At 33.9% G+C, this 13,548-nt stretch carries 5 protein-coding genes; 2 read left to right on the forward strand and 3 right to left on the reverse strand.

Annotated elements, in window-relative coordinates; all coding sequences use genetic code 11:
- Window positions 1-11 precede the first annotated feature (11 nt).
- Window positions 12-3,122 carry a SusC/RagA family TonB-linked outer membrane protein gene (locus tag AAYQ19_RS09450; RefSeq protein WP_343535982.1) on the reverse strand — a complete coding sequence of 1,037 codons (3,111 nt, stop codon included), beginning with the start codon at window positions 3,120-3,122 and terminating at the stop codon, window positions 12-14.
- Window positions 3,123-3,467: 345 nt separating this feature from the next.
- Between AAYQ19_RS09450 and AAYQ19_RS09455 the strand changes: the two genes are divergently transcribed.
- A complete protein-coding gene (locus AAYQ19_RS09455) occupies window positions 3,468-6,338 on the forward strand; it encodes a triple tyrosine motif-containing protein (protein WP_343535983.1) in 2,871 nt (956 codons plus the stop codon).
- A 39-nt stretch (window positions 6,339-6,377) separates the two neighbouring features.
- On the opposite strand, the gene AAYQ19_RS09460 is transcribed toward AAYQ19_RS09455, so the two are convergent.
- Together AAYQ19_RS09460 and gldJ are read right to left on the reverse strand one after the other, a co-directional pair.
- Window positions 6,378-7,664 (reverse strand): UDP-N-acetylmuramoyl-tripeptide--D-alanyl-D-alanine ligase, encoded by a 1,287-nt coding sequence (locus tag AAYQ19_RS09460; RefSeq protein WP_343535984.1) that lies wholly within the window; start codon window positions 7,662-7,664, stop codon window positions 6,378-6,380.
- Window positions 7,665-7,781: 117 nt separating this feature from the next.
- Window positions 7,782-9,467: a gliding motility lipoprotein GldJ gene (gene gldJ, locus AAYQ19_RS09465; protein ID WP_343536816.1), complete on the reverse strand. Its 1,686-nt coding sequence runs from the start codon at window positions 9,465-9,467 to the stop codon at window positions 7,782-7,784.
- 213 nt (window positions 9,468-9,680) lie between these two features.
- On the opposite strand from gldJ, the gene porU reads away from it, so the two are divergent.
- The gene (gene porU, locus AAYQ19_RS09470) at window positions 9,681-13,517 is read left to right on the forward strand and encodes a type IX secretion system sortase PorU (protein ID WP_343535985.1); all 3,837 of its coding nucleotides are present in this window, start codon (window positions 9,681-9,683) and stop codon (window positions 13,515-13,517) included.
- The last annotated feature ends 31 nt before the right edge of the window (window positions 13,518-13,548 follow it).

The raw sequence follows: 13,548 nt of genomic DNA on the forward strand, positions 1-13,548 counted from the left end.
TTCTTTAATTTTTAAAATTGAAAGTTTGCTCCAAACAGAATAGATCTTGCTTGTGGATAAACTCCTTTATCTACACCGTAAACTTGACCACCAATTTCTGGGTCATATCCAGTATATTTTGTAAAAGTGATTAAGTTTTCTCCTGTTAGGTAAAAACGAATTTTGTCAGCTCCAATTTTAGATGATAAATTAAGCGGCAATGTGTAACCAAGCTGAACAATTTTTAAACGTAAGTAATTTCCATTTTCTAAATAAAAATCAGACATGTTCGTGAAGTTTTTATTTGGATCGTTATTACTTAATCTTGGGTAATCGTTTGAAGTTCCTTCACCAACCCAACGCTCTAAAGCTTTTGTTTGGTAGTTTGCATTCAAGATATCAAGTCTTCTTAAACCTTGGAAAATTTTGCTTCCTGCAGTTCCTTGAGCAAACGCCATTAAATCAAAGTTTTTGTAATCTAAATTCAAAGTAAGACCAAATGTATATTTAGGCAAGTTTGATCCTAAAAATTGTTTGTCATCATCAGAAATAGCACCATCGCCATTTGTATCTACCCAACGGAAATCCCCAGGTTTAGCATTAGGTTGGATTAAACCACCACCTGCATTTTTGTACGCTGCAACTTCTGCCTCATTTTGGAAAATTCCAGCAGTTTTGTAACCATAAAACTCATTGAATGAGTGACCAACTTGCGTTCTAGTAACAGGTCCCATAGATTGGAATGAAGCATCTCCAACAATGTAATTTGTAGATGAACCTACGTAAGTAATTTCGTTTTTCAAGTAAGCAACGTTACCGTTAACTCCTAAGTTAAATTCACCAAGTCTTTTCTTGTAACCTAATTCAATCTCAAAACCGCTGTTATACATATCTGCGATATTTGCAGATGGTGCAGTAACTACTCCAACATATCCAGGAATAACAACATCTCTTAAAATTCCTTTAGTAGTTTTTTTGTAGTAATCAGCAGTTAATGTAAAGTCATTAAAAAGTTTTGCATCAATACCAATTGTAGTTTGAGATGTTTCTTCCCATCCTAAATCAGGGTTTGGCAAGGTAGAGTTTCCGTAACCAGTTGTGATATCACCTGAAGTTCCAACTGCATAGTTATATCCACCAACAACTACAGCTCTATATTTGAAATCATCGATATTATCGTTACCTACAACTCCATAACCTCCACGTACTTTTAAAGTATTAACTACATTGTTTTCTTTCCAGAATCCTTCTTTTGAAACAACCCAACCTAAAGAGAATGAAGGGAAAACACCCCATTTTTTGTTCTCACCAAAACGAGTAGATCCATCACGACGAACAATTCCTGTGAAAAGGTATTTCTCCATGTAATCATAGTTTGCACGTAAGAATAAAGAAGCCAATTTGTGTTGTGTCTTATCACTTGTTGATGTAGATCTATCAGTTTGAGGAACGTTAAAATTCCAAGAAGCATCTTTATAACTAGTAATTGGAAGTCCAAACATTGTAGTGTTAACAGCTTTACCAATATTCTCAACATAAGCACCTTGTCCAGCTAAAACGCTAAGGTTATGATCTCCAAATTTATTAGCATAAGCTAAAGTGTTCTCAAGAGTCCAAGCAAATGATTTCTCATTATTTTGGTTGTAATTGTTTCTATCTGCTTTAATGTTAGGATTTAAGAAGAAAACAGGTGTGAATCCTTCACTTCCCCAGTAAGCTAATTTACCTCCAAGTGTAGTTCTGAATTTTAAGTGGCTAGTAATGTTTGCCTCTAAATAAGCATTTCCAACAAAATCATCAGACCAGCTATAACCGCCTAATCTTGTTTGAGTATACGCTAATGGGTTACTCATTTCTTGTTGAACTAAAGTAGAAATTCCGTAAGGATTTCCGTTTGCATCTCTAATAACATTTGGATTTGCATAGAAACCAACTGTATTTTTAGTAGGATCTGTTTCAACTAATGGAGTAATTGGATCTAAATTGATTGCAGAACTTAAAGGTCCTCCAAACTCACTGTTTGTGTTTCCAATTCCTTTTGATTTTTGGTGTGTATATCCAAAAGTTTGTCCAAAAGTAAAATAATCAGAGATTTTGTGTGTTGAGTTTAAACGGAAATTCTTTTTAGTATAGTTTGAAATTTCTGTTGCAACAATACCTTCTTGATCTTGAATTCCGAAAGAAGCATAAAAAGTAGATTTTTCACCACCACCGCTAATACTTAATTCGTGAGTGTATCTAAAAGCTGAATGATTGAAAATAGCATCTTGCCAATCAGTACCTTTACCTAAAGCTGTTGGGTCAGCATATTTAATAGGACCACCATCTGCTAAAGATTTCTCATTCATAATTGCACCATATTGAGTAGCATTAAGCATATTTAATGTTTTTGCTGGTGCAGAAACTCCTGCAAAACCATTATAGTTTACAGAAATCTTACCTGATTTACCTTTTTTAGTCGTAACCAAGATAACCCCAGTTGCAGCACGCGTACCATAAATAGCAGCAGAAGCAGCATCTTTAAGAACCTCGATAGACTCAATGTCGCTTTGGTTAATAAAACCAATTGCTCCAGCGTCTACAGCGATACCATCAACAACCCATAAAGGATCATTTCCTCCTTCTCTGAATGTAGTAACCCCTCTAACACGTACTTTCGAAGCTGAACCAGGTTGTCCAGAAGTAGAAGCAACAGAAACCCCCGCTACTCTACCTTGTAATGACTGTTCAACACGTCCGTTTGGTACTTTCTCTAAATCTGCAGCTTTAACACTAGAAATTGCTCCAGTAACTACTGATTTCTTTTGAGTACCGTATCCAACAACCACAACCTCATTTAATGATTGTGATTCTGGTTTTAATTGGAATGTAATTTTTGTTCTTCCATTTACAGCTTCGCTAACTGTGCTGTATCCAATAAAAGTAACTGTCAAAACACCATTTGAAGGCGCCTGAATTTGGAATTTCCCATCAAAGTCTGATGCAGTAGACTTTTTTGTACCTTTTAATACAACAGTTGCACCAGGAACTGGCATCCCATTTTCATCATTTATTATTCCGTTTACAGTGACATCCTGAGCCACAGCTATAACCGAGAATAACAGAGATGAAATACAAAAAACAAGTAATTTTGTTAATTTCATTTTTCTAAAAATTTTGGTTAATTAATTAGTAATTTGATGCAATAATAATGTTATTTTTTTACTATCAACAAGTAAAATTCACTACAAAAACACATCAAAACAAATTTTTACACATTACAAAAACACATCATTTTTTTTACAAATATTTGATTTACAATTATTTAAAAATAAAATTTAAGATGTTATCAAAATGTTAATTATAAAAATAAACACTACAGTTGTATAAGATTCCTTATTTTTATCAATAAAATGTGTTTCTACAACGTGATAGTAGAGAAAAAACTATTGTAAAACACTACAAATAAGACAATTAAGACTCCAACACACCAAAAAGCCTAAAAATTTATGAAATTGACAAAATCATATTTTATTATTATTTTTTTTACATTATTATCAATTAATATTTTTGGACAAGTTAAAAACATTGGGCTTCCAGATGTAAGAAATTACAAACGAAATGAATATAAAGGAGGAACTCAAAATTGGAGTATTGACCAAGATAAAAACGGAAATCTATATTTTGCCAACAATAATGGCCTTTTGCAATTCGATGGATCATCATGGAGAAAATATCCGCTTCCTAATTTAACATCTGTAAGATGTTTAAAGATTGCGAATGATGGAAGAATATTTGTGGGCGGTTATAATGAGTTTGGCTATTTTAAACCAAATGAAAAGGGAAAACTTCAATACACTTCATTATCTAAAAAAGTAGACCGTAATAAAATCAAAATAATAGATTTCATCTGGAAGATACACACCTTTAATAATCAAACCATTTTTCAGTCATTTGCAAGAGCATATATAGTAAAAGATGACAAGCTTACCATATTAGAAGCTCCTAAACGATTTCAATTTTCTTTTATCGTTAACAACAAACTTTATTTTCAAGACATTGAAAAGGGAATTCTTGAATACAAAAATGGAAAACTTTATTCCCTGCCAAACACTACAAGCCTCAACGATACTGAAATTTGGGGAATGTACAATTTAACAAAAGACAAGACCTTAATAATAACCCTGGAAAAAGGCTTATTTGTTTACGAAAACAATGTTGTAAAACCATGGAATACAGAGGCCAATAATTTTGTCAAACAAAACAACTCTCTTGGAGGTGTAACAATAAACAACAACTTCATCGTTCTAAATTCAGTGTTGGATGGAATTGTAATTTGCGATTATAACGGCAAGATAATTCAGCATTTGAATCGCAAAAAAGGCCTACAAAACAATACGGTTCTTACTTCGTTCATTGACAACAAAAACAACCTTTGGCTTGGTCTAGATAATGGTATTGCTTTTGTAAATGAAGGATCTCCTTTTACTTATTTTGGCTTCAGTTATGATATTAGTACCGTTTATGCATCTGTAATTTATCAAGGAAATTTATATGTAGCAACAAACCAAGGCGTGTTTTATCATGCATGGAATAACAGCTTCAAAGAAGACACTTTCAAGCTGGTGCAAGGAACTACGGCCCAATCATGGAATGTTCAAGTGATAGACAATCAATTGATTTGCTCCAATAACCGTGGAGCACTAGTTATTAAAGGCGGTGCTGTAACGAATATGATAGATTCTAAAGGTTATTTCGGATTTAAAAAAATCCCTAATCATCCTGGCTTTTTAATTGGCTCTAATTATGAAGGTTTTGCTGTTTTTGAAAAGACGCCAAACGGATTAATTTATAAAAATCAAGTTATCGGGTTTGATAAATCGTCAAACAGTTTTGAGCTTGACGACTCTTATTTGTGGCTTAAAAAAGACGAATCTATTTACCGAATGGCTTTAAACAGTGATTTGACGCGATTTTCATCCATTAAAAAAATAGATCAGCTAACATCTCAGTTTAAAAATATCGGAAGCATTCAAAAAATTGACAATCAACTGTATTTTCAAACAAACAATCATTTTTATAAATATTCTAAAGAGCAAGATCTATTTTATGAAGATAAAAACCTGTCAAAACTCTTCAAAAATATTCCTGTAATAAACAGTTTAAGTGAGGATTCACAATCTAATTTATGGTATGCTTTTGATGAATCAATTGGCGTATTAATGAAAACGAATAATTACTACACAAATATTGTCGCTCCTTTCTCAAATTTGACCGGAAATTTGGTTAGTAATTATCTATCTGTAAATACAATTGATCCAAAAAATATTTTTATCGGACTAACAGACGGATTGGCGCATTATAATCCAGAACTGCTGAATAATTTTGTTACCAAACCAAAAGCATTCATTAGAAGCTTTTCGTTTCCTGGCGACACTATTATCTTAGGAAACAATCAAAATAAGATCGAAAACATTCGTATTCCATACTCTTCAAACCATGTACGTTTCACATTTTCGTCACCAACATATGAAAATCTTGAAAATGTCGAGTTTTCGTATCAATTAGAGCCTTTTGACGATAAATGGAGCAACTGGTCAACTATTTCTATAAAAGAATATACGAACCTTCGTGAAGGCGAATATATGATGAAAGTAAAAGTGAGAAACAGCTACGGAATCCAATCTGAGCCGTCAACCATTTCATTTACGGTTTCTCCACCCTGGTACCGACACTTCCTGGCGCTGATGATTTATTTTATTTTAATCATAGTTGCAATCTATGTTATTTCTGATCGAATAAAAATGAAAATCAGAAAGAACAAATATTACGAAACAATTGAGCAACGACGACTATATCTTGAAAAAGAGTCGAAAATCAGACAAGAACAATATGATCTTGAAAAAGAGATTGAAAAACTGAAAAATGACAAACTTCAAATTAAAATTTTAGCGAAAGACAAAGAGCTAGTAAACAATTCGCTTCAGGTTGTAAAGAAAAACAAGATCTTAAACGGAATTATTCACAAATTAAAAGAGATTGACATTGAAGCGCTTGATGATTCAACAAAATTTCAAGTCAGCAAACTCAACAAAAGCATTGTGAAAGAGGTCAATACCGATAAAAGCTGGAAAGACTTAGAAAAACACATCAAAAACGTTCATTTCGAGTTTTTGAAGAGATTAAAAGAGAAATACCCGACGATTTCACCTCGTGAACTAGATTTGTCCACCTATCTTTTAATGAATATGTCTACAAAAGAAATCGCCGAAATCATGAATATTTCAACTGGTGGAGTTGAATTAGCCAGATATCGATTAAGAAAAAAACTGGGACTGAATAAAAAAGAAAATCTAATCGGATTTTTGATGAGTATCTAACAAAAATAAGAAAGCCATTCGAAGTGAATGGCTTTCTTATTATGCAATATATTCTAATGTTCGTTCCAAAGCCATTCCTCTGGATCCTTTTATCAAAATAGTGTTATTGTCAAAATGAAGCGTTTTTAAATGATTAGAAAAGTCATCAAACGTTTCAAAAAAATGAAGTTTATCATTTGAAATTTTATTTTCATAGAATGATTTCCCTATCAAATAACATTCAGATTTATTTTGATCGGATAATGATTCAACAATGATTTTATGTTCTTGCGGGCTCTCAGTGCCCAATTCAAACATATCACCCAAAATCATTATTTTATTCTGGCTATCAAGCTGTAAAAAGTTAGCAATAGCGACCGCCATACTGCTTGGATTAGCATTGTATGCGTCAAGAATAATTTGATTTGAGCCTTTTTTCAATAATTGCGACCTATTATTCTCCGGAATATAATTTTCAATCGCTGCCTTTATAGCCTCATCATTCACTTTAAAATAATGACCAATAGAAACTGCAGCATTTATGTTATTTGAATTGTATAAGCCTATTAAATGAGATTCTACACTGAAATTTTCATAATCAATCACAACAAACGGGTTCGCTTCGATCTTTTTGATATTGACATCAGCACTTTCTTTATTCAGACCAAAAGTAAACGACTTTATTCCTGCCGATTTTTCAATCTGAATTGGATCTTCCAAATTTACAAATGCAACTTTCTCATTTTTTGCAAGAAATTGATACATTTCACTTTTTCCCTGAATCACTCCTTCAACACCGCCAAAACCTTCTAAATGCGCTTTTCCAAAATTGGTAATATAACCATAATCTGGCTGGGCGATTTCACATAAAAATTCGATTTCTTTTTTATGATTTGCTCCCATTTCCACAATCCCAATTTCTGTTTCCTTCGTGAAAGACAATAATGTTAACGGAACACCAATATGATTATTCAAATTCCCAACAGTGGCTTTAGTTTTGTATTTTTTTGATAAAACAGCATTAATAAGCTCTTTGGTTGTTGTTTTACCATTGCTTCCCGTCAAGGCAACTATAGGCAATTTTAAATAAGAACGGTGAAATTTGGCCAATTCCTGCAACGTCTCTAAACTGTTTTCAACCAAAACAGTCCTCTCGTCTATAAAGTACGATTCATTGTCTATAACAACAAATAAAGCACCTAATTTCAAAGCTTCTTCAGCAAAAGTATTGGCATCAAAATTCTCTCCTTTAATTGCAAAAAACATTGAATCTTTTTCAATTTTTCTAGTATCAATTGAAAGCGACTTACATTGCAAAAACAGATTATGAATGTCCTGAATATTCATTTATATTATTTTTTATAGATGATAAAAGTAGAAAAAAAACAATAAAAAAATTCCAAATTCCAGACTGAATATTCAGCTTTTGGAATTTGGAATTTTTTATATTGGAATTTCTAAATCTTAATTCCTTGGTGATTTTCTTTTTTCAGTTTTAGATCCTACTCTTGACATTGCACATCTGAAACCAATGTAATCAGTTGCCATATCTTGAGGGAAATATCTTCTTTGAGCTGGATCTAACCAGTAAGCTCTATCTCTCCAAGAACCTCCTTTGTAAACTCTTACTTTATCATCGATTAAAGTAGTACGTTTGCTAGAGCTATCGTATTTTCTGATCATTTTTCCTAAACTGTCAGTTGTTACATTATGTTTAGGAGAGTTGTACATAGCTTGGTCAGCTTTTGGTCCAGACTCTGAATCTCCGAAGTCAAAATATCTAGAAGATTGTTTATCACCATCTCTGTAGTTAATATTGTTGCTTTGGCTAAAGTTTTGTCTTAAATAAGTTTCTTGTTCGTCAACTGGAACTTGAGCAATTTCTCCTGGAAGATTTCTTGCAATAATTTTACCGTTGCTTAAAGTATCGTATTTAATGTTAGCAGTTGAAACGATTTCAATTTTACCATCTTTGCCAATTTTATTTTTAGCATAAAGGTTACCTCTAAAGTAGTTGAAGTCATTTGCTTCGTTATCAATGATAGGTCTGTAAACATCGGCTACCCATTCTGCAACGTTACCAGCCATATCGTACAATCCGAAATCATTTGGAGCGTAGCTTTTTACTTTGTTTGTAATATCAGCACCGTCATCAGACCATCCAGCGATTCCACCGTAGTCACCATTTCCTTGCTTAAAGTTAGCCAATTGATCACCTCTGTTTTTACGTTTTGCTGAACGAGTGTAATCTCCAGACCAAGGATATTTCTTTTGTCCTTTATAGATATTGTATTCTCTTTGTCCAACATCAGCAGCAGCTGCATACTCCCATTCTGCTTCAGTAGGAAGTCTGTACTCAGGTAAAATAACACCTGAAGAACGCTGTGCATATACGTTTTTCTCTTCTGGAACTACACCATCTTTACCTGCTTTAGGTCTTCTTCCGCTAGGGTTTTTCTTTAATACAATTTCTTCACTTCCTCCGTAAGAAGTAGATGGAGATGCTAAATAAGCCTCTGTATTAAATAAACTTTCAGCACTTACATCTTGAGTTTTAGCACCTTTTTTAATGTATCCGTCTTTTTCTAAAACAGCTTCGTTCACACGGTCTGTTCTCCATTTACTAAATTCAACAGCTTGAATCCAGTTAACTCCAACTACAGGGTACTCAGCATAAGCAGGGTGTCTTAAGTAGTTGTTAGTCATAGTTTCGTTATATCCTAAACGATTTCTCCATACTAATGTATCAGGAGATGCTCCTTCGTAAATGTTTTTGTAATTTTCTTCAGTTGGAGGGAAAACTTTTTTCAACCATTCAAGGTATTCTAAGTACATACCGTTCGTAACTTCGGTTTCATCCATATAGAATGATTGAACGTGTTGTTGAGTTGGTGTGTTATTCCAATCGTGCATAACATCATCCTGTACTTTACCCATTGTAAATGTACCTCCTTCAACAAAAACTAAACCAGGACCTGCCTGTTGTTTTTTTCCTGCATTTCTAGCAGCCGTTCCATTTTGACTATCTACATCCCACCCAGTCGCTCGAGAAGCGTGAGAGGAACTCGATTTTTTGCTACAACTAGCCGTGCCCAACATCAATACCATTGACATCATTAATTGCAAGACTACAATTTTGTTTACTTTCATACTCATTCTTAGGTGATAAATTTAGGTGCTGCAATATAATAATTAACATTTAATTAGCAACATCTGTTCTAATAATTTTATTTAGCTGTTTTTTACCAGAAAATAACCTATAGTTACGAACGCAAAAATATACTTTTTATTATTTACTATAACATGAAATACTATATTTTTACTTACTAAAATATTTTGCAATCAATTTCGTTTTCTTTACCTATGAAACAAGTCTTAATCTTATATTTTTTTTTAATTCCGATTTTTGCTTTTTCTCAGATAAATGGGAGCTTCACGATAGATTGGCAAGGCAAAAAAGAAATGAGTTTTGGCGATTTCAAAACTATTATTCCTTACTTTTCTGGAAGCAGTTTTCGATACGACAATACTAAAAAAAGCCTAACATTGCTTCTTAATTTAAGCGATTCGGGTTTTACAACGAGCAATTCTGTCCAAATTTCGAACATTATTTACGAAGGAATTTCAACGAATGAACTTGGCGATTTATCTCTCGAAAACATTCCCGAAAAACCAAATGAAACGTTAAAATCTGCTTCGTCAAGAGACAAAAAGCAACTTTTCTTATCGCTTTCACCAATTCTAAAAGACGGCAATGGATACAAACGAATCAAATCTTTCTCGTATTCTTCTACTAACGCAACATCAAAAAACAGCAATACTTCATCTTTTCAAAAAACTGCAGCAGTCACTAATTCCATTTTGGCTTCAGGAGATTGGTATCGCTTTTATGTTGAAAAATCTGGTGTTTATAAAATCTCCAAAGCTTTTTTGCAAAGCCTAGGTTTTGATCCCAGCAAAACTGACCCAAGAAGAATTAAAATCTACGGAAACGGTGGCAAAATGCTTCCTTTAGCCAACAACACATATTATCCCGATGATTTAACAGAAAATGCCATCCAAATTATTGGAGAAACCGACGGAATCTTCAACAATGACGATTACATTCTATTTTATGCCGAAGGAGTTGAAAACTGGAATTCAGAAAGCCAGACCAACCTTAATTTATATGACTCGAAATCTTATTATTACGTAACCACCACTGGCGGCGATGGAAAGCGAATCGCAAACTTAAGCCAACCTTCTGGCACTGCAACTTTAGAACTAAACACGTTTGATGACTATCAATACCATGAAATTGACCAAACAAACATTGCTCATTTAGGGCGTCAATGGTTTGGAGAATCATTTGACATCAATCAAGAACAAGAATTTTCGTTTACATTTCCAAATCTTGACACATCAATTCCAATAAAAATAGAGGTTGTCGCAGCTTCTGCAGCTTTTACATCTACCTCTTTCGCGATAAGCGCAAATGGACAAAACATTGGAAACATCAATTTTAATGCACTAGCCTCAAGTTCAGATATTAAATTCTATACCGGAAAACTGCCTGCAAACACAACATTTTCAGGCTCTGAAAACACAAAAATAAAGCTTACCTATAATAATAATGGTGTTCCAGGGTCAAAAGGATATCTTGACTACATCAATATTGTTGCAAAAAGGAAACTCCTTGGAACCGGAAAACAATTCAAATTTCAATATGACCAAGCAGGATCTACCGCCGGAATTGTAAATTATACCATAGCAAACGCAACAGGAATATCTCAAATTTGGGATATTACCGATATTTACAATACATCTAAAGTTGAAAATACAAATCAAGCTACTTTCAGCTTTAAAGCTTCTTTGGGCGAAATCAGAAAATATATTGCCATTGATGCCTCAGATTATTTAGCACCTTTAAAAGAGAGCCAATCAAAAGTTGCCAATCAAAATTTGAAAGGAACTCTTTTTAAAAATGCCCAAAACAGCTTTCAAGACATAGACTACGTTATTATTTCACCTAAATCTTTAAGCTCTCAAGCAGAAAAACTAGCTACTTTTCACCGCAATTATTCTAATTTAAATGTGAAAGTTATTGCGCTTGAAAACATCTATCAGGAATTTTCTTCGGGAAAGCAGGACATCGCTGCTATTAGAAACTGTATTCGATATATTTACGAAAACGCATCTTCAACAGACAAAAGAATCAAATACGTAAATTTATTCGGAGATGCTTCCTACGATTATAAGGACAGAATTTCAAATAACACTAATATTGTACCTATATATCATTCCATCATTAGCAACTCTACGGGAGAAGCTTCATTTGCTTCTGATGATTTTTATGGCTTAATGGATGCCGACGAAGGAAACATCACCAGTTTCTTTGGCGGCATTGACATTGCAACAGGCCGTATGCTAGTTTCGGACAATGCTCAGGCCAGCGAAATGGTTAACAAAGTCTTAGAGTATCATGATGCCAAATCCTATGGAAGCTGGAAAAACAATTTTGTTTTGATCAGTGACGATTCAGACCAAAGCTCAGATGCGACACTTCAATCGCGCCAAAATGCACTTGCAGACGTCATCGCCACTCAAAAGCCTTTTTTCAATATTGACAAAATCATTTTAGACTCTTATACTCAAGAAGCCTCTGCAGGTGGATCACGATATCCAAAAGCACGAACTGATTTATTTGACGCTTTTGAAAAAGGCGCACTAGTTTTTAATTATTTAGGACATGGTGGCGAGGATGGATTGGCCAGCGAAAGAATTTGGGAAAAGTCAGATGGGCAAAACTTAAACAATCAATACAAATACCCTTTATTTATCACCATTACTTGTGAATTCTCCCGATTTGACGACCCAACGCGACCAACCGCCGGCGAATACACGTACTGGAATCCAAAAGGAGGTGCAATCTCAATGTTGACGACAATTCGATCAATTGGCCAATTTAATGCAGAGAATTTCAATGATAGTTTGAGCAAAAATTTGCTTTCGTATGGATCAAACCAATACACCACCATTTCTGAAGCCCTTCGAATTTCAAAAAATGAAAATCCAAGTTCTTCAAGTAATGTGATTTTTTACATTGGAGATCCGGCATTAATGCTTGCAATCCCGAAACCGCGAATTAATTTAACAAAAATAAACGACATTGTGATTTCGCAGGCGATTCCAGACTTGAAATCGCTTTCAAAAATCAAGATTTCAGGAGAAATCACAGACGAAAACAACACACTTTTAAGCAATTACAACGGCGAATTGGCAACTGCAATTTTTGACAAGCTAATTACAACTTCCACCCTTAACAATGATGGATTTAGCCCCGCAATGTCATTCAAGACCCTTGGCGAAACTATCTTTAGAGGAAATGCATCTGTCACAAACGGCCAATTTGAATTTAGCTTTGTTGTTCCAAGAGATATTAGAATTCCTGTTGATTACGGCCGAATTAGTTTTTATTCGAAGAAAACCCAAGGCCTAGAAAATCAATCTGGCTACAACACTACTATTAAAATAGGAGGCATAAATGAAAATGCTCCTCAAGACAATATTAGTCCAAAAGTTAAGTTATATATGAACGACGAAACATTTGTTTCTGGTGGTATAACAAATGAAAATCCGTTTCTTTTAGCGTTTCTTGAAGACGAAAATGGAATTAATACAGCTAGTGGAATTGGGCATGACATAGTAGCGATATTAGATGGAGACGTCAGCAATCCTTATATTTTGAATGATTATTATCAAACAAAATTAGACGATTATACTAATGGAAATTTACGCTTCCCGCTTCGAAATTTAAAAGCAGGACTGCATACAATAAGTTTTACAGCTTGGGATGTTTACAACAACCCTGTAACTAGTGAAATACAATTTGTTGTCGTTGGAGATGAATCACTATCTTTAACCCACGTTCTTAATTATCCAAATCCCTTTTCAACCTACACCCAATTTTGGTTTTCGCACAACAGGCCTTATGAACCATTAGAAGTTCAGGTACAAGTCATGACTATTACAGGAAAAGTAGTCTGGACGACAAACCAAATCATCACAACTGAAGGATTTCTTTCAAGAGAAATTACTTGGGACGGAAAAGACGATTATGGAGATAGAATAGGCAAGGGAGTTTACATTTATAAACTGACAGTCAAATCAAATTTAACAAATAAAAAAGCAGAAAAGTACGAAAAGCTTGTCATCTTATAATAATATATATATTTGCACCACCAAAACCACC

The organism is Flavobacterium mesophilum, from assembly GCF_039581405.1.
Classification (GTDB): Bacteria; Bacteroidota; Bacteroidia; order Flavobacteriales; family Flavobacteriaceae; genus Flavobacterium.